This window comes from Paraburkholderia sp. CHISQ3, assembly GCF_030464945.1.
Taxonomy (GTDB): Bacteria; Pseudomonadota; Gammaproteobacteria; order Burkholderiales; family Burkholderiaceae; genus Paraburkholderia; species Paraburkholderia megapolitana.
Map to the genome: position 1 here is coordinate 487556 of NZ_JALPRG010000002.1, position 18766 is coordinate 506321.

Genomic DNA, 18766 nt, shown 5'->3' on the forward strand with positions numbered 1-18766 from the left:
TCGCATCACTCCCGGGGCAACGTGCCGAGCTTCTTGCAGATGATGCTGAGCATCACTTCGTCGGCTCCGGCGCCGATCGAGAACAGGCGGCTGTCGCGATAGGTGCGCGAAATACTCGATTCCCAGGCGAAGCCCATGCCGCCCCAGAACTGCAGGCAACTGTCGGTGACTTCTCTCGCGAGACGCCCCGCTTTCAGTTTCGCCATCGATGCAAGCGCAGTCACGTCGCCACCACCGACGTAGAGTTCCGTCGCGCGATACGTGAGCGCGCGCACCGCTTCGACCTCGGTTTTGAGTTCGGCGAGCCGATAGTGGACGACCTGATTGTCCAGCACCGACCGGCCGAAAATCTTGCGCTGCCGCGTATAGTCGATCGTCTGGTCGATCGCGCGATCGAGCACGAGCAACGCGCCCGCAGCGCCATACAGCCGCTCTTCCTGGAACTGCAGCATCTGATAGGTGAAGCCCTTGCCTTCCTCACCGATCAGATTGCGCCGTGGCACGCGCACCTCGTCGAGAAAAATCTGCGCGGTGTCCGATGAGTGCATACCGATCTTGCGAATCTTCTTCTCGATCTGCACGCCCTTCGATTTCAACGGCACGATGATCAGCGACTTGTTGCGATGCGCCGGATCATCCGACGTGTTGGCAAGGCAGCACATCCAGTCGGCCTGCGTGCCGTTGGTGATCCAGAGCTTGGTGCCGCTGATCACATAGTCGTCGCCGTCCTTGCGCGCGGTCGTCCGGATCGCGGCGACGTCGGAGCCCGCGCCCGGCTCCGAGACACCGATACACGCGACCAGCTCGCCGGCAATGGCGGGCGCGAGAAACTCTGCGCGCAACGCATCGGAGCCGAAGCGTGCGAGCGCGGGTGTCGCCATGTTGGTTTGCACACCGATCGCGAGCGGTACGCCACCCGCGTTGCAAACGCCCAGCGCCTCGGCGAATGCCGTTTCATAGCTGTAGTCGAGGCCGCCGCCGCCGAAGGCCTCGGGCTTGCTGAGACCGAGCACACCGAGCTTGCCGAGTTCGCGAAAAACTTCATGCGCAGGGAAGATGCCGGCCTCTTCCCACTCATCGACGTGCGGATTGATTTCCTGTTCGATGAAACGCTTGACGGTACGGACAATTTCTTCGTGTTCTTGAGTGAATAGCATGATGTCTCCGGATCAGGGACGGGCGACGCCGAACGTAAGGGGGTAAACAGTCTTGTTGCGGCCATCGCGGCATACCGACAGCGTCATCGCGATCACCCGGCGCGTGTCGCGCGGATCGATGACGCCGTCGTCGAGCATGCGGCCCGAGGTATAAAACGCGTGCGTCTGGCGCTCGAAGTTCGCAACGATCTTCTGGCGCAATGCTTCGATGCGCTCGACGTCGGGTTCAAGACCCTTCGCGCGCGCCGCGCTCTCCATCACGATCGACATGGTCAGCGCGGCCTGCTCCGCACCCATCACTGCTGTGCGAGCGTTAGGCCATGAAAAGAGAAAGGACGGATTGAAGCCCCGTCCGCACATGCCGAAATTGCCAGCCCCGAACGCGGAGCCGCACAGTATGGTGATCTGCGGCACGGTCGCGTTCGAGACCGCCTGAATCATTTTCGAGCCGTGCTTGATCATGCCGGCGCGCTCGGAATCCTTACCGACGATGAAACCGGTGGTGTTCTGCAAATAGACAATCGGAATATCGCTCTGGCAGCAGCTCTGGATGAAGTGCGTCGCCTTGGTTGCGCCTGCCGGATCGAGTGGCCCGTTGTTCGTGATGATGCCGACCGGGATGCCGTGAATGCGGGCGTGCGCACAGACCGTCGCCGGTCCGTAGAGCGGCTGGAATTCGAGCAGGTCGGATGCGTCGACGATGCGCGCGATTACCTCGCGCATGTCCGCCGGCTTTTTGCCGTCGCGCGACATGATGCCGAGCAGTTCATTGGCGTCGAGCGTGGGTTCGGCACCGACCGGCAATGCGCTCTCGCGTGCGTTCCAACCGAGCTTGTCGACGAGTTCGCGCAGGATGCGGATACCGTCCGCATCATCGTCCGCGAGGTATTCGGCGAGCCCCGAGACGCTCGCATGCAGCATGGCGCCGCCGAGTTCTTCGTCGGTGGCGATCTCGCCGGTCGCGGCTTTTAGCAACGGCGGTCCGGCGAGAAATGCCTTTGCCCGGTCGCGCACCATCACGACATAGTCCGACAGACCTGGCATGTAGGCACCGCCCGCAGTCGACGATCCGTGCACCAGTGTGAGCACCGGAATGCCCGCTGCGGACAGCTTCGCGAGCTGATAAAAATTGCCGCCGCCGTTGACGAATTCCTCGACGCGGTATTGCATCAGGTTCGCGCCCGCCGACTCGACCAGGTGGACGAACGGCAGGCGGTTATCGAGTGCGATCTTCTGCAGGCGTTGAAACTTTTCGAGCCCCATCGGCTGCAGCGCGCCGGCGTCGATACCGGAATCGGCGACCACGATCATGCAACGGGTGCCGCTCACGTAGCCGATGCCGGCGATCATGCCCGCACCCGGCACGGACTTCTCCGGATCGCTTTCGCCGACGAGATAGCCTGCAAGCGAAGCGAGTTCGAGAAAGGGCGCACCGGCATCGAGAAGTAACGCCAGGCGTTCGCGCGGCAGCAACTGGCCGCGCTTCGCGAACCGCGGGCGCGCCTTCGCCGATTCCTGCGCGGCGCGCGCCTGCAACGTGTGCAATTGAGCAATCAGCGCGGTGGTGTGCTCCGTGTTGTCCCGGACCACGGCGCTGGCTGTATTGAGGCGAGACTGGAAGACAGGCATGTCAGCTCTTGAAGATATCTGGCGTGGTGGCGCGGTGGAAACCGTCGAACGCGCCGGTGGGTTCGGCGGGCATCATTGGGTAGTGGCGCCGCGCATTGGGTGCGCCGCCATCGACACGCAGGCAGGTTCCGTTGATAAACGAAGCGCCCTCCGACAACAGGAACGCGATCGCCGCCGACACTTCCGCTTCGTTGCCGATGCGGCCGAGCGGTACATGCTTCGGCAGACTCCGGATCAGTGGCTTCGCAGCTTCGGGGTACGTGTCCATCCCGCTCGATGCGATCCATCCCGGCGCCACGGCGTTCACTCTGATGCCGGCCCATTCCGCAGCGGCGGTTTCGGTGAAATTGAGCATGCCGGCGCGCGCGGCGCCGCTATGACCCATGCCGGGCATGCCTTGCCACATGTCGGCGATGATGTTGACGATGGCACCCGACTTGCGTGGCTTCATCGATTGCGTATAGCACTCGCGCGCAACGAGGAAGCCACCCAGCAGGTTGGTGTTCAGCACCGCCTGCCAGCCTTTCGAGGTGATGTGCTCGAGCGGAGCTGGGTACTGTCCTCCGGCGTTGTTGACGAGCAGATCGATGCGGCCGTAACGCTCGACCGTTTGCGCGACCGCAAGCCGGACCTGCTCTTCATCACGAATATCGCAAACGACCGAATCGGCGCGCCCGCCATCGTCGTGAATCTCGCCAATGACACGCTGCAACTTTTCCGCATTACGTCCGAGCACTACAACGGTTGCACCGAGCGAAGCGAGTTCATGCGCACAGCAGCGTCCAATGCCGCTGCCGCCTCCTGTGACGAGGACGATCCGGTCGTCGAAACTACCGGCGCGAAGCGATGAGCGATAAGGCATGGTGTCAGTCGTCCAGAAACAGGTCGTTGGGGAAAGATTTCGTGCCTGGCACGATCGCGTATTTAGAAAGGTCGGTGATACCGGCATCGGCGAGAACCTGTTCGTCGATATAGAAGTTGCCGGTGTGGGCGCGCGCATCGAGCGACAGGATCTGCGCGGCCGCGTCGGCCATGATGGCCGGCGACCGGCAGATCTCTGGCGGAACACCCGGGATCATTTGCAGTGCCGCCGTCTGGATTACGGTGCGGGGCCACAGCGCATTGACCGCAATGCCTTCAGGCTTGAATTCTTCGGCATGTCCCAGCACGCACAGGCTCATGCCGTATTTCGCCATCGTGTAGGCGACATGCGGTGCAAACCACTTTGCGTTCATGTTGAGCGGCGGAGACAGGGTCAGCACGTGTGGATTGCCGTTGCGCTGCGCCGAAAGCTTGAGGTACGGAAGTGCGGCTTGCGTGCAGGCATAGGTGCCGCGCACGTTGACGCCGAACATCAAATCGAAGCGCTTCATCGGCGTATCGGGCGTGCGGGTCAGTCCGATCGCGCTTGCGTTGTTGATTAGCACATCGATGCCACCGAAGCGCTGCGCCGCCTGCGCCATCGCGGCCGCGATCTGCGTTTCGTCGCGGATATCGACCTGGAGCGGCAGACACGTGCCGCCCGCCACCTCGATTTCAGCCGCGGCGCTGTAAATGGTGCCCGGCAGCTTGGGGTTGACCTCGGCCGTCTTGGCTGCGATCACGACGTTCGCGCCCTGGCTCGCGGCCTTCTTGCCTATCTCCAGGCCGATGCCGCGTGAGCCGCCGGTGATGAAGACGGTCTTGCCCTGCAAGGTTGTCATGGGAGTGTCCCGAATGTTGTTGTGCGAGTGTGTAGACGCATCCTAGCGCCGCTAATTTATTAAATCAATCATTTGATTGATTTACCTGAGGCACACATCTAGAATTCGCATCAGTCAGGCTCACGGATATCACCCAGGAGACGCAGATGCCCGCCACACACGCGAATTCCGCGTACTACACCCCCGAACATATCGAGTTGCAGGACACCGTTCGCCGCTTTGTTGCAAAGGAGATCTCGCCGTTCGTCAACGACTGGGACGAAGCTGGCGAGTTTCCCCGCGAGCTTTATCGCAAAGCCGCGGACATCGGCCTGCTTGGGCTTGGCTTTCCCGACGCTTACGGGGGTATAGAAGACGTCGACGCGTTTCACCGGTTGCTCTGTTCCGTCGAACTCGCCCGCTGCGGCTCGGGAGGCGTCGTAAGCTCGCTGATGTCGCACACGATTGGCGCGCCACCGATCGCGCACGCAGGCAGCGACGAGTTGAAATCTCGCGTGCTGCCGGGGATCCTGGCCGGCGAAAAGATTTCCGCGCTCGCGATTACCGAACCGGGCGGCGGATCGGACGTCGCTGCGCTGCGCACGAGCGCGATCCGCGATGGCGATCACTACATCGTGAGCGGCGAGAAAGTGTTCATCACGTCCGGCATGCGGGCGGACTACTACACGGTTGCAGTACGCACAGACCCGGAAGCGCGCGGAGCCAAAGGTCTGTCGCTGCTGGTGGTAGAAGGAGACACACCGGGGCTGTCGAAGACGCTACTCAAAAAGATGGGCTGGTGGGCGTCCGATACCGCGCATCTGCACTTCGATCAGTGCCGCGTTCCCGTCGCGAACCTGATCGGTCAGGAAGGCAGCGGTTTTCCGTTGATCATGCAGAACTTCAATCTCGAGCGATTCAGCATTGCCGCATCCGCGCTCGGCTTTTCAGAAGTCTGCTATGAAGACGCGCTCGAATGGGCACGGCAGCGCAAGACGTTTGGCCAGCGCGTGGCCGATCACCAGGTCATTCGCCACAAGCTGGTCGACATGGCGACACGTATCGAGGCAACGCGAGCCTGGCTCGAACAATGCGCGTGGCAGATGGACCATACGGACAAGCGGGATCCCGCGCTGATCTCCACGATCTGCATGCTGAAGAACTTCGCGACGCAGACCATGCAGTTCTGCGCCGATAGCGCCGTGCAGATACTCGGAGGTATGGGCTACATGCGTGGCACGCGGCCGGAGCGTATCTATCGGGAGGTGAAAGTGAACATGATCGGCGGCGGCACCGAAGAGATCATGAAAGATCTGGTCGCACGGCAGCTCGAATTTTGACCGGGGCAACGCAGGCTGCCTCCGGGGTTGCATCCCTGTTCAGGTGCGGGAAAGTCATCGATAATGTGCCGATCGATGGCCGGCCGTTACGGCCCTCGCCTGAACGGGACACCGAATTGACTGTATGAGCGCCATTCCTCTAGTTCCACGCAAACGCGGACGTCCGCTCAAGGGCGAAAGCGCGTCGTTGCGCGACGACCTGATTCTCACCTCCGCTAAACTGTTCCGCACCCAGGGGTATGAACGGACGACTGTCCGCGATATCGCAGCCGCGGTGGGCATTCAGGCGGGCAGCTGGTTCTATCACTTCAAGACCAAGCAGGACATTCTCGTCGCCGTGATGGAACAGGGTATGGCGAGCTCGCTCGCGCGCATCGAGGCACTCGACGTCGACAACCTGTCTGCGCGCGAAGCCTTTCATGCGTTGGTTCGCACGCATCTCAAGACGATGGTTTCGCCGGATCACGATTTCATCCCCGTCCTGCTCTATGAATGGGGTTCACTCGATCAAGACCGGAAGGTCGCGGTGCTGAAATTGAAGGACCGTTACGAGGCCCTGTGGGATAGCGTAATTGCCCGTCTGCATGCATCTGGAGAATGGCTCGCACCAACGCCGATCGACCGGTTGATGACATTCGGCGCATTGAACTGGGCGGTGCAATGGTACAGACCAGGTGGGCCGCTCAATCTGGACGAACTGACGGACAACGCGGTGCAGTTTCTGTTGAGGAGCGTACCGGCTGCTGGTTCGGCACCCGCAGCAAAGCGGCCGCGCAAGACAAAGGCCGGTTGAGGCCAACCCGACCTCAACCGGCTCGCATCGAAACATCCCAGCCCTACTTCTGGTAGCCCGCCTGCCGCACCGCACGATCCGCCGCGGCATTGCCCGCCTTCAGCGCCGATGCCACGTCGGTCTGTCCGGCCACCACGCCTGCAATAGCCTGCCCCACGACCGTCCCAAACGACTGGAACTCGGGGATACCCACGAACTGGACGCCGGAATACGGAACCTTCTGGAGCGTTGAATCATCGGGGTTCGCCGTTTCGATTGCCTTCAGAACGAAGTCGCCGAACGGTGCCGCCTGCCGGTATTCCGGGCGCGCGTAAGTCGACTTGCGTGTGCCCGGCGGAACCGATGCCCAGCCCTCGTCTTTCGCCACCAGTTCGATGTACTGCTTCGACGTTGCCCACTCGGCAAACTTCTTCGCGGCATCCTGCGACTTCGAGGTTTTGGGAACGGCAAACGACCACGACCACAACCAGTGCGATCCCTTCGGCGTCACCGCGACCGGCGCTGCGGCGAAACCGATCTTGTCCGCGACCTGCGACTGCGCCTTGTTATAGAGCATGCCGGCCGCAACCGTCGCATCGATCCACATCGCGCACTTGCCCGACGACATCAACGTGAGATTCTCGTTAAAGCCGTTTGAACTGGCGCCCGGAGGACCGTCTTTCTTCAGCAGATCCGAATAGAACGTGATGGCCTTGTTCCACTCGGGCGTATCGATCTGGGCTTTCCAGTGCTCGTCGAACCATCGTCCCCCGTACGTGTTGACGACCGTCGATACATACGCCATGTTCTCGCCCCAACCCGCCTTGCCGCGCAGACAGATGCCATATACGCCACTGGCCTTGTCGGTCAGCTTGTCGGCGAATTCCTTGATCTGATCGTAAGTGGGCTGGTCCGGCATCTTGAGGCCCTTCGCCGCAAACAGGTCTTTGCGGTAAAAGGTCATCGAACTCTCGACGTAGAACGGTAACGCCCACAACTGGCCATTCGAAGACAGACCGTCCCGCGCTGTCTTGACGACGTCGTCGAGATCGTAATCGGCCGGCAGGTTGTTCATCGGCGCGAGCCATCCGCGCTTGCCCCACTGCGGCGCTTCGTACGTTCCGATCGCGACCACGTCGAACTGACCGCTGTTCGTGGTGATGTCCGTCGTTGCCCGCTGGCGCAATACGTTCTCTTCGAGAATCACCCAGTTCAGCGTGATATCCGGATTTGCTTTCTCGAACGTGGCCGAGAGCTTCTTGAGCTCGATCATGTCCGGGTTGTTGAGCGTTGCAATCGTCACGCTCGCTGCGCTTGCCATTTGCGCCGCACTGAAAATTACTCCAGCGACTAACGCCCTGCGGGTCACATTGCAACTGATCGAAGTTTTCGTCTTCACGTCTGTCTCCTCTCTGCTAGAAACTTCCCTTTCGGTGGATGTCGTGCTCCTGGATCAGGGATTAAAAAAACGATTACGTTTCTTCGGATGCCACATCGCATATCCTGCACGCGGCGGCATACGAGCCAATGACTTCGCGAACCTTGCTCTCGATCAGGCTCATCGGCGATGCATCGATCAGCTCGCGCCTGAACTGCCAGTACTGTTCGGGTAGATGGCGGCTCAGCAGGTTCTCCGGGATGGCGATGTCTGCGAGGCTGCTCATCAGCGTTTGCACCGCCGCGTCGATCTCCGGATCGGCCCAGTAATACCGGACACGGTCGCTATAGCTGTAGGTGCGCAACAGCCGCTTTTTCTGATCGTCGCCGTGGTAATACTTCTCCCAGTTGCCGGGGCGCGAAAGCATGACGCGCTCCACGACTTCACGCAGGTTCGATGTCGTTTCTGGAGAGACGAGTTCAGTCTCGATGTCGGCAAGCGCATACAGCGCTTCGCGCAGGGCAAACGTCACACCCGGGCCGACTTTCAGAATGGCAAACCCGTCCCGCACCAGCGTGGCGAGCGATTCCGGTCTCTGATAGTCGGTGGAGTGTGCCTCGAAGACCATTCCGGGCAACTGTTCAAGAACTCCCGCAAGCTTCCTGGCAAGCCTCGGTTGATAGTCCACGACCTTCGTATGATCGAACTCGACGCCCGGCTGAACGACGAGGGCGATCACGCGCTCCCACACGTCGTCAAGGCCGCGATCGCGCCACGCCTCGCGATGAACTGCAACCGTCGCGAGCGCCGCCTCCGGATGCGTGACCTCTACCGCCTCCAGTTCTTCCGCAGCACCGCCCGGTACCGGAACCTCCGTGCCGATCACATACACCGGTTTTTCGTTTCCGCCTGCGCGCACGGCAGCGGCCTCGGCGATTGCACACAGGCGCGAGGCGCGCCCGGCCACGACATGATCCGAGAGTCGCTCCGGATCGCCGGCGCAACTCATGCTCGTATCGAGGTGAATTTTCGCGAAACCGGCCGACACGTACGCATCGATGAGCGCTTCCGCGTGTTGCATGGCTTCCTCCGCGGGCAGGTCGCGCCATGCGTTAGGGCCAAGATGGTCGCCACCGAGAATCAGCCGTGAGCGCGGCAAGCCAACGCGATCGGCAATCAGATGCACGAAGCGCACGAAATCCGCGGGCTTCATTCCCGTGTATCCGCCGAACTGGTCGACCTGATTCGAAGTCGATTCGATCAGCAGCGGCGTGTCGTCGTCGAGCGCCTGCTTCATTGCCGCACTCAGCACCCACGGATGAGCCGAGCAGATCGAATACATCCCCTTGAGCTTCTGCGCCGCGCGCTCGTCGCCCGAGAGACGAAAGACGACGTTAGTCATGACGCTGCTCCGTCGGGTTCGCGATGAAATCGTCGAGCTGGGCCAACGTCGCGGTCCCTTCCATCGGGCCGCGAAACGTCACTGCCCGCGCACCGGCTGCGCATGCATAGGTCAGCGCCCTTTCAATGCCGAAGCCTTGAGCGCGACAGGCGATGTAGGTTCCACCGAAGCAGTCGCCCGCGCCCGTCGGATCGACTTCCTGAACCGGCAGCGCGGGAAGGTTCAGCGCGGTTTTTCCGTCGAAGTAACTGCATCCATGCTTGCCGCGCTTGATCACGACTTCGCGCACACCGCGCTTCAGAAGCTCGTCGATAGCGCCCTCTTCGCTGCTTGCGCTCGCGAGCAGCATCACCTCGTGGCCGCTCGGCAGGAAAACATCGGTGTAGTCAAGGATGAAATCGAGCGCTTCGCGCATTTCGGGAATACGCAGCATCTCCTTGCGGATGTTCGGATCGAAGCTCACCGTCCCGCCGTGTTCCTTGACGGTTTCGATGACCTTTTTCATCGCTTCGATGATGCGAAATGAAAAGAGCGACGAGCCCATCACGTGAAAGTGGCAGCACTGCTTGAGCAAATCGTCGCGGATGTTGCCGACCGATAAATGTCCGGAGGCGCTGTTGGCGATGTTGTAGATAAAGTCGCGGTCGCCGTCCTCGCGGTAAGTCACGAATGCGCTACCCGTCGTCGCGGTCTTGATGACGGAGATACCGGAGACGTCGACGCCATCCGCACGCAATCGCTCGACGTTGAGCGTGCCGAAATCGTCGTCGCCGACGCAACCGATCATCGCGCACCGGCTGCCGGCCTTCGCAACCTGATCGATGAAGATGGCCGGTGCGCCGCTCGCGTAGGGGCCGATCAATGTGCCCGGCCGGCGGAACGACTGGCCGCGCTCGGTTGCCATTATCTCGACCAGAATTTCGCCCATCGTCAGGATGTAGCCGACGTCGCGGGACTTGTGTAGTTCAGTGTTAGCCATGACGCTTTTTCGTTTGAACATCGATGCAAACGGCGACGAGGATGACGACGCCCTTTACGATCAGTTGATAAAAGTACGGAACGCTCAGCAGATTCATGCCGTTGTTGATGACGCCGATGATCAGCGCACCGATCAACGTGCCGATAATCGTGCCGTAGCCGCCGCTCAGACTGGTCCCGCCAAGCACGGCAGCCGCGATCGCGTCCAGTTCATAGCCGAGACCCGCATTGGGCTGCGCCGAATACAGACGCGAGGTCATCAGCACGCCGCCGATGCTCGCCATCAGCCCGGAGATCATGAAGATGCCGATCCGCAGACGCCTGACGTTGATGCCCGAATACAGCGCGGCCTCGCGATTCCCGCCTGCCAGATATGCCTTGCGTCCAAACACCGTTTTCGACAGGACGAAATGGTTGATGGCCAGCAGGACCACTAGAAGCCAGATGGGTATCGCAATGCCAAGAAAAGTCGCGTTGCCGAGTGCGGCAAAGCGGTCGTCGTCGATCGAGATCGGTACGCCTGCCGACGTGATATAGGCGAGCCCCCGGAAAACGCCCATCGTTGCGACTGTCACGATGAACGAGGGGATGGTCAGCATCGCGGTCAGCGTACCGTTGATGAACCCGAGAACCAGTCCCGCACCCATGGCGATCACGATAGCCAGCGCAGGATGCAGTCCATGCTGCATCGAGAAAGCGGCGACCGTGCCGACGAGCGCCATCACGGCGCCGACAGAAAGATCGATATCGCCGAGCAACAGGACATAGGTCATCCCGAAGCCGAGAATCGCGATGATCGATACCTGCATGACGATGTTCAGCAGGTTGCCGAGCGTCAGAAAGTTGCTCGACAGAACCGCGAAAAGTACGCAGAGCAACGCGAGTCCGCAGACGATGCCGCCGTAGTGGCGCATCCATGGGCGCCCGGTCAAGCTGCTCATGTGTCCGCGCGGCGCGGCCTGTCTAGTAAGCTCCGATGATTTCATGCTGGTGCTGCTCCTGTTGCGTACGACATGACGGTCTCCTGAGTCAGCCCCGTCGTTGCGAATTCCCTGACAAGGCGCTTCTCGCGCATCACTGCGAGACGGTCGCTCATGGCCAGCGCTTCGGGCAATTCCGAAGAGACCAGAACAATGGCGGTGCCGGCATCGGCGAGTTCACGCATCACGCGGTAGATCTCGAACTTCGCGCCGACGTCGACACCGCGGGTTGGCTCATCGAGAATCAGCACTTTGGGCTTGAGCGAAAGCCATTTGGAAAAGACGATTTTCTGCTGGTTGCCGCCGCTCAGATCGCCGACCGCCTGGTGCGGGCCCGCTGTTCTGATCTTCATGCGAGCGATCGCATCCTGCGTTTCGCGTTGCTCGTAGCGGCTGCTCACGATGCCAAATCGAGAACCCTTGCGCTCGAAGCTGGCCATCGTGATGTTTTGCGCAATCGAATGCATGAGCACCAGGCCCTCGTGCTTTCGGTCTTCGGTGACGAACGCGATGCCCGCCGAGATTGCGCTTTCCGGCGAACGTAACCGCACTGCCTTGCCATCCATCAGGATCTGTCCAGTCGGACGTCCGATTCCAAACAGCGCCTTCATCACATCCGAGCGACCCGCGCCGATCAGGCCAAAGAAACCGAAGATTTCACCAGGTCGGACACTGAAACTGATGTCGTGAAACTTGCCGTTAATGGTGAGGTTTCGCACTTCGAGCAATGGTGCGCGATTCGTATCGAGCGGCGTGGCGCGCGGCGGATAGACATCGCTCATCTCGCGTCCGACCATGAGATTGATCAGCGCGCCAATCGTCGTCTCGTTCCGGTCGTGCGTGCAGATGTATTGCCCGTCGCGCATCACCGAGATGTCGTCGGAGATCCGCATGATCTCGTCCATGCGGTGCGAGATGTAGACGATGGCGATGCCACGCGCCTTGAGTTTCGCCACGATGCCGAACAGCACTTCGGCCTCCCGGTCGCTCAGGGACGACGTAGGTTCGTCCATGATGACCAGCTCGGCACGGCGACTCAGTCCCTTCGCAATTTCAACAAGTTGCCGCTGCGCCATCGACAGGCGCGCAACGGCGACGTGTGCGTCGATATCGATCGCGAGATCGTCGAGCAGATCCTGCGCTTGCCGGAACAACGATTTGAAGTCGACGATGCCGAATCGCTGCGGCTCGTGGCCCGCGAAGATGTTCTCCGCCACAGTCAGATTCGCCGCGAGACTCAGCTCCTGATAGATGATCGAGATGCCGGCCGCCTGCGATTCAGATGGGGTGGCAAATACAACAGGCTGACCACGCACGAGCAGATCGCCTCTCGTCGGTTGATGCACGCCCGCCAGAATCTTCATCAAGGTCGACTTGCCCGCGCCGTTCTCGCCGAGAATCGTGTGGACCCGTCCGCTTCGCAACGCGAGCGAAACGTTCTTGATCGCCTCGACCGTACCGAACGATTTAGCGATGGACCTCAACTCGGCAAAAGGAACATCCGCGCCATCGCTAAAGCTCGCGCCCGATGCCTGAGCGCACAGGCGGTTCGGGCTCGCATTCACTTTGTGGTCCCGTGCAGGTAGACGCCGGGTGTCACGGGGATCAGCTTCGCGACCGGCTGTTTTGCGGCAACCTTCACGGCTGTGTCGACAGCGATGGCGCCCATTTTTTCGGGGTATTGACGGATCACGCCGACGAAGTTGGGATTCTTGTCTACGGCTGCGCGCGCTTCCGGCATGCCGTCGAAGCCGATCACCTTGACGTGATTGCCCGCTGATTTGCCGGCAACAGCTGCCGCCATCGCGGCGTCATCGCCAAACCCAAAGATTCCGTCGAGATCCGGATGAGCCTGAAGCATGTTCTGCGCAGTCGTCAACGCTTCAGCGCGCGTGATGCCGGGCTGGACTGCAACGATCTGCACACCCGGACACGCATCGAGAGCCTTCTTGAAACCCGTCACGCGATCGATCACGGACTGCACCGTCGGATAGTCGATCACACCGACCTTGCCCTTGCCGCCGAGGACCTTGCACATCAGTTGCCCAGCCATCTGGCCGCCGGCGTAGTTGTCGGTAGCGATGTGGGAAGCCACCTCGACTCCCTGCGCGCTGATGTCGACGGTGATGACAGGGATGCCGGCTCGCTGCGCAATCATGACCGCCGCCTTGACACCTTTCGAATCGACCGGTGAAAGCACGATCACGTCGACCTTGCGGGTCACGAAGTCCTGCACATCGGCGATCTGTTTGCTCAGATCCTGATTCGCGATCGATATGTCGAGCTTCGCGTTGTCCTTCAGCGCTTCCTGTTTCATCGCATCGGCGAGCGCGACGTAAAACGGATGTTGCTGCGTCAGCAGAGACGCGCCGATCTTGACCTGGTCGGCGTGCGCCAGTGGGGCGACGGCAAACGTCGTGGTCGCGGCGAGGATGGCCGCCATGCTTTTGAGCGTCAACTTCATGTGTCTCTTCCTTTCTTCCTTTGATGGTCTAGTAAGTGGATTGGCGGAATTCGAGAATTCCGCTTTCCCTTCTGTGGAGCTGCAGACCCTTGCGCGGCATCAAATCCATGGTGGGTGGGTCGATGCCGTCATCGATAAGCAACGCATCGATGTCCGCGAGGTTTGCGAATACCTCGCCGTCGCGCTCGTTTAGCTGCGGCTGGTACGCAACGACGATGGTTCGCGTGGCCGCCTGCCGTGCAGCCTGAAACACGCGTGCCAGTGCCGGATCGGCGCACAGCAGGTTGCCTTCGCGGTCGAGCCCCGAGGCTTCGAGAAAGCAGAGGTCGATGGAGCGCCGTGCCACCGATGCTTCCGCATCGGGGCCCGTCATCGTCGAGCTGCCCTGTTCGAGCTGGCCGCCCGTGAGCTGTAGTTCACAGTGCAGAAAACGCTGTGCCGTTTGCGCCATCCCGATGTCCTGCACGAGCAGGGCAAGGTTCGAACGGTCGGACAGGAACGGCAGGATTCTGTGGACGACTTCGCCGGCGCCCATCATTAGCGACTCGTGATCGTCGACGGCCTCTGCGGCGAAGCGCGCAATCGTCGTTTCCGATGCCTTGCGGGTCGCGCTATCCGCAATGGGCGCGAGGACGTTGTCGCCGGGTCGCTGCGAGAGGTAACGCGCCTTGCCGAACGACCGCACAAGGTAACGCTGCTGCTCCAGATAGGTCAGGTCCGTGCGGATGGTGACGCTCGATACGTCGAATACCTGACTGAGCTCCTCGACCGATACCTCGCCGCGCTTGCGGACGAGTTCGACGATTTGCAGCCGGCGCCTCAGTGAACTCTTGCTGACTAGCATGTCTCCGGATCTCGAAAGTAGGTGCTTTTGTTTCGAAAGAGTTTAGTTTCGAAACGAAAGAAGCGCAAAGCGATTTTTAGGCTTTTTGGATAGGGCTTTCCCTTGTTATTTTGCATCTTTTCACTCTGTCGTACAGAGTACTCTGAACTTAACCCTACTCTTACTACCATGTCACTCTCCTCCGAGCAAGCGGCTACGGCCTTACGTGAAGTCGAATCAGTTAGTCAGCGCAGCGGTCAGCTCTATCGATATCGACGGATGGCACCGATGTTCATGCTGTGGGGCGTGATCTGGCTGATCGGCTTTGGTTTGACTGACATTGCGCCTGCGTATGCCAACTTCATCTGGATAGCGCTGAACGTCGTAGGCGTGCTTGGATGCATCTATCTCGGCCAGCGAGGTAGGCATGAAGATCGGTCCGCAACGAGCTGGCGCTGGCTGGCCTCGATGCTGAGCATTTTTGCGTTCTATATCCTGGCGCTCGTTATTTTCCAGCCGGCCACAGGCATGCAGTCGGCGGCGTTCATCGCGCTGATCGTCGCGCTGTTTTATGTACTGGCCGGTCTTTGGCTTGGCGCGCGATTCGCCATTGCCGGTACGTTGCTGGCGGCGCTAACGCTAATCGGCTATTTCGTGCTGCCCGCTCATTTCGCCCTGTGGATGGCGGTGGCCGGTGGCGGCGCGCTGATGCTCGCTGGCTTGTGGCTGCGGAGAGCGTAAATGGATCAGCTGGACGACATCATTCATCAGCCGGTTCGGCTCAAGATAATGGCCGCGCTCAACGCACTACCCAGCCGCGAGTCGATCGACTTTGTTCGACTGCGTGCCATCGTCGAAGCAACCGAAGGCAATCTCGGCGCTCATCTCGCGACGTTAGAGAAATCCGGTTACATCGAGATGGAGAAGGGTTTTGTGGGAAAGAAACCGCGAACCAGTATCGCGATGACGCCGTCGGGACGCCTCGCGTTTGAGCGCTATGTCAGTCATTTGCGTGGGATTCTTGACGGTGCGGCGTGAGGTACCTTTGTTTGCAGCGGATCGTTGTAGTCGTGCAGCGATGCTGTTTCTACGAAACCTGATCGAGGAAGTGCCTTGGAATACTCAATGTATAGCCCGAAAGCAGGCGCGGCAGTCGGACAGATGTTCTTCGCGGGATTCGGCACACTGTGGATGATCGACTGGTGTCTGCAGCGACACGGCGCAGATCTGCCGACACTGACTCTGATTGCGCTCGCCGGCAGCACGATTTTCTTGTGGGCGTGGTGCGAGTTCCGGCAAGGCAAAACCGAAGCCGAAGTGCGCGTGGAGTCGTCGCGCTACCGTGCATCGCAGCGCGCGTTCCGATGGGTGAACGCGACGCAATGGCTAGCGGTACTGGTTGCAAACATCGCTTTGAATGCTACGGGTCACGCAGAGTGGGTCATGCCCACGGTCATTCTGATTGTCGGCGTCCATTTCATACCACTCGCCCGGGTCTTTCACGCACGGCGGCACTACGCAACCGGAGCCGCGCTGATCGTCGTTGCGTTGGGATACCCATGGATTGCAAATAGTGGATCGAGTTACCCGACCGGCGCATTCGCAACAGGCAGCATCCTCTGGATCAGTGCCCTATACGGGTTCTTGCGAAATCGTTCCGGCGGGATCACCGCGCGATTAGTCGAGCGCAATCGGCTCACGTGATGAGAAGCCAGGCCCGCTCGCGATAACTCAACGAGCGGTTTAAAGCGTCTCGCAAAACCGTCACACCAGCTCAACCGCACTACTACGTTCGGCTTCAATCTTCTGCCTCAACGCCTTCGCAGCCAGAATCATGTTGCTCAACGCCGCTTCTGTCTCCGGCCAGGCACGCGTCTTCAACCCGCAATCAGGATTGACCCACAGGCGTTCCGCAGGAATCACTTCGCAGGCTCGTTCGAGCAGGCGTTGCATCGTCTCGACACTCGGCACGCGCGGCGAGTGAGTGTCATACACCCCCGGGCCAATGCCATTAGGGTACGAAAACGCACCGAAGCCATCGAGCAATTCCATCGAAGATCGCGACGTCTCGATCGTAATAACGTCTGCATCGAGCGCGGCGATCGATGGAAGAATGTCGTTGAACTCCGAATAACACATGTGCGTATGGATCTGCGTCGCATCCGACACGCCGCTGGAAGAAATACGGAACGCCCGTGCCGCCCAATCCAGATACGCCGCCCAATCGGTCTTTCGCAACGGCAAGCCTTCGCGAAACGCCGGCTCATCGATCTGGATGATGCGAATGCCGGCCTTCTCGAGATCGTTCACCTCGTCGCGCATCACCAGCGCCAGTTGCAAGGCCGTCGTCGAGCGCGGTTGATCGTCGCGCACAAACGACCATTCGAGCATTGTCACCGGCCCGGTGAGCACGCCTTTTATCAGTCGGTCTGTCAGCGACTGGGCGTAACACGCGGCATCGACGATCATCGGCTCCGGGCGATAAATGTCGCCGTAAATGATCGGTGGCTTGACGCACTGCGCGCCGTAGTTCTGCGCCCAGCCATTCTCAGTGAGCGCATATCCCCAGAGCTTTTCTGCAAAAAACTCAACCAGATCGTTGCGCTCGACCTCGCCGTGCACAAGCACATCGAGCCCGAGTTCCTCCTGCTTGCGCAACACGCTGGCGGTTTCCGCGCGCATGCGCTCGAGGTAATCGAGTGCGCGCAGTTCGCCGCGCTTGTAAGCGGCACGCGCCTGCCGGATCGCGGGTGTCTGCGGAAACGAGCCGATCGTAGTGGTTGGCAGAAGCGGCAGCTTCAGCGAATGCCGTTGCACGCGACTACGATCCTCAAACGGGCTCTTACGGCTTGCCATCGCATCGGTGACGGCTGCGACCTTCCTCTGCACCAGCACGTTCTGGACCGCGCGCGAACTGCGTCGCGCGTCGAGTACATTCGCAGCGGCCGTGAGCGCCGGCGCGGCAGCAACCGGATCGCGTAACGCAAGCGCAATCGTGCCGATTTCAGCGAGCTTCTCGGTAGCAAAGGCGAGCCACGACTTCAGATCCGCATCGAGTCGCTTTTCCGCAGCAAGCGAGATCGGTACGTGCAGTAGCGAGCACGACGGTGCAATCCAGAGCCGGTCGCCACGTTCCGCATGAAACTGCTGCAGCGATCCGACAATCTTGCCGAGATCGGCACGCCAGATATTTCGTCCGTCGATCACACCCGCCGACAACACCCGATCCACCGGTAACGCCCGGTGCCACGCATCGAGTTGCTGCGGCGCCCTGACCAGATCGATATGCACGCCGTGCACCGGCAGTTTCGCCACGAGCGGCGCATGATCGGCGGCGGTGTCGAAATACGTCGCGAGCAATATCTTGACGTCCGACGCACCGAGCACCTCGTACACCGCAGAAAACGCTCCGAGCCACTCGCCGTCGAGGTCGAGGCACAACGCCGGCTCGTCGAGCTGAACCCACTCGATACCGCGCTGCTGCAATCTCTCGAGAATGCGCATATAGCGGATCACGAGCCGCGGCAGCAGCGACAGACGGTCGAAGCCAGCCACGTGACTCTTCGACAACCACAGATACGTAATCGGCCCAATCAACACGGGCTTGACCGTGTGATTCAGCGCAAGCGCTTCATCGACTTCATCGAAGAACCACTCGACACCGCCATTGAACGTCGTCTCCGGTCCCAGTTCCGGCACGAGGTAGTGGTAATTGGTATCGAACCACTTGGTCATTTCCAGCGCCGGCTGCGCCTTGTTGCCGCGCGCCAGTTCGTAATACTGGGCCAGCGACAGCGCCGCCGGCTCGAACTCGAAACGTTCGGGCAACGCGCCCAGCAGCGCAGTCAGATAGAGCATCTGGTCGTAGTAAGCGAAATCGCCAACCGTCACGAAGTCCAGATTCGCCGCCCGCTGCTGTTCCCAATGACGGGCGCGTAATTCCTTCGCAACGCCGCGCAAATAGGCATCGTCGGACTCGCCGCGCCAGAACGACTCCTGGGCAAACTTGAGTTCGCGATGTGCGCCGATGCGCGGAAAACCATGTATGTGGGTGCGAGCCATAGCGGATCCTTGACTGAATGGCTCACAGTCTGGAAGTCACGCTATGATTCATCAAGCGACATGTTTTCATTGTTATATGAGCCATGTTCATATCACTGC

The 18766-nt window shown here is 60.4% G+C and carries 17 protein-coding genes; 5 read left to right on the top strand and 12 right to left on the bottom strand.

Translation table 11 applies throughout. The annotated features are described in order from the left end of the window. Positions 1-5: 5 nt before the first annotated feature. The 4 genes from M0D65_RS05900 to M0D65_RS05915 are packed head-to-tail and all read right to left on the bottom strand — an operon-like array spanning position 6 to position 4489. Positions 6-1157, bottom strand: coding sequence for an acyl-CoA dehydrogenase family protein (locus tag M0D65_RS05900; protein ID WP_266251799.1), 1152 nt, complete (start codon positions 1155-1157; stop codon positions 6-8). 12 nt (positions 1158-1169) lie between these two features. Beyond that, positions 1170-2786 (bottom strand): acyl-CoA carboxylase subunit beta, encoded by a 1617-nt coding sequence (locus tag M0D65_RS05905; RefSeq protein WP_266251801.1) that lies wholly within the window; start codon positions 2784-2786, stop codon positions 1170-1172. A gap of 1 nt (position 2787) precedes the next feature. After that, positions 2788-3648 (bottom strand): SDR family oxidoreductase, encoded by an 861-nt coding sequence (locus M0D65_RS05910; protein WP_266251803.1) that lies wholly within the window; start codon positions 3646-3648, stop codon positions 2788-2790. A 4-nt stretch (positions 3649-3652) separates the two neighbouring features. Continuing rightward, a complete protein-coding gene (locus tag M0D65_RS05915) occupies positions 3653-4489 on the bottom strand; it encodes an NAD(P)-dependent oxidoreductase (protein WP_266251805.1) in 837 nt (278 codons plus the stop codon). Between the two features lie 146 nt (positions 4490-4635). On the opposite strand from M0D65_RS05915, the gene M0D65_RS05920 reads away from it, so the two are divergent. Both M0D65_RS05920 and M0D65_RS05925 read left to right on the top strand, forming a co-directional pair. Then, on the top strand, positions 4636-5808 hold the full coding sequence (locus M0D65_RS05920; protein WP_266251807.1) for an acyl-CoA dehydrogenase family protein: 1173 nt from the start codon (positions 4636-4638) through the stop codon (positions 5806-5808). 124 nt (positions 5809-5932) lie between these two features. Further along, on the top strand, positions 5933-6601 hold the full coding sequence (locus M0D65_RS05925; RefSeq protein ID WP_266251809.1) for a TetR/AcrR family transcriptional regulator: 669 nt from the start codon (positions 5933-5935) through the stop codon (positions 6599-6601). Positions 6602-6644: 43 nt separating this feature from the next. Here the strand turns inward: M0D65_RS05925 and M0D65_RS05930 are convergent, their stop codons facing one another. The 7 genes from M0D65_RS05930 to M0D65_RS05960 all read right to left on the bottom strand — a co-directional run bounded on the left by M0D65_RS05930 (position 6645) and on the right by M0D65_RS05960 (position 14626). Beyond that, positions 6645-7901, bottom strand: a complete 1257-nt coding sequence (locus tag M0D65_RS05930) for a sugar ABC transporter substrate-binding protein (protein WP_266252037.1) — start codon at positions 7899-7901, stop codon at positions 6645-6647. 151 nt (positions 7902-8052) lie between these two features. Beyond that, positions 8053-9360 (bottom strand): D-tagatose-bisphosphate aldolase, class II, non-catalytic subunit, encoded by a 1308-nt coding sequence (locus M0D65_RS05935; protein ID WP_266251811.1) that lies wholly within the window; start codon positions 9358-9360, stop codon positions 8053-8055. Then, positions 9353-10339 carry a sugar kinase gene (locus M0D65_RS05940; protein ID WP_266251813.1) on the bottom strand — a complete coding sequence of 329 codons (987 nt, stop codon included), beginning with the start codon at positions 10337-10339 and terminating at the stop codon, positions 9353-9355. The genes M0D65_RS05935 and M0D65_RS05940 overlap by 8 nt, the downstream gene beginning before the upstream one ends. Then, positions 10332-11324: an ABC transporter permease gene (locus M0D65_RS05945; RefSeq protein ID WP_266251815.1), complete on the bottom strand. Its 993-nt coding sequence runs from the start codon at positions 11322-11324 to the stop codon at positions 10332-10334. Before M0D65_RS05945 ends, M0D65_RS05940 begins: the two co-directional genes overlap by 8 nt. Next, positions 11321-12883, bottom strand: a complete 1563-nt coding sequence (locus tag M0D65_RS05950) for a sugar ABC transporter ATP-binding protein (RefSeq protein WP_266251817.1) — start codon at positions 12881-12883, stop codon at positions 11321-11323. Before M0D65_RS05950 ends, M0D65_RS05945 begins: the two co-directional genes overlap by 4 nt. Beyond that, positions 12880-13782: a substrate-binding domain-containing protein gene (locus tag M0D65_RS05955; RefSeq protein WP_266251819.1), complete on the bottom strand. Its 903-nt coding sequence runs from the start codon at positions 13780-13782 to the stop codon at positions 12880-12882. Before M0D65_RS05955 ends, M0D65_RS05950 begins: the two co-directional genes overlap by 4 nt. Positions 13783-13810: 28 nt before the next feature. Further along, positions 13811-14626 (bottom strand): DeoR/GlpR family DNA-binding transcription regulator, encoded by an 816-nt coding sequence (locus M0D65_RS05960; RefSeq protein ID WP_091011341.1) that lies wholly within the window; start codon positions 14624-14626, stop codon positions 13811-13813. 258 nt (positions 14627-14884) lie between these two features. Between M0D65_RS05960 and M0D65_RS05965 the strand changes: the two genes are divergently transcribed. The 3 genes from M0D65_RS05965 to M0D65_RS05975 all read left to right on the top strand — a co-directional run bounded on the left by M0D65_RS05965 (position 14885) and on the right by M0D65_RS05975 (position 16309). Continuing rightward, complete coding sequence (locus tag M0D65_RS05965; RefSeq protein ID WP_266251822.1) at positions 14885-15346, top strand: hypothetical protein; 462 nt, start codon at positions 14885-14887, stop codon at positions 15344-15346. Beyond that, positions 15347-15643, top strand: a complete 297-nt coding sequence (locus M0D65_RS05970; RefSeq protein WP_091011339.1) for a transcriptional regulator — start codon at positions 15347-15349, stop codon at positions 15641-15643. A gap of 87 nt (positions 15644-15730) precedes the next feature. Beyond that, positions 15731-16309 (top strand): hypothetical protein, encoded by a 579-nt coding sequence (locus M0D65_RS05975; protein WP_091011338.1) that lies wholly within the window; start codon positions 15731-15733, stop codon positions 16307-16309. A 60-nt stretch (positions 16310-16369) separates the two neighbouring features. Here the strand turns inward: M0D65_RS05975 and metE are convergent, their stop codons facing one another. Continuing rightward, positions 16370-18667, bottom strand: coding sequence for a 5-methyltetrahydropteroyltriglutamate--homocysteine S-methyltransferase (gene metE, locus M0D65_RS05980; RefSeq protein ID WP_266251826.1), 2298 nt, complete (start codon positions 18665-18667; stop codon positions 16370-16372). Positions 18668-18766 lie beyond the last annotated feature (99 nt).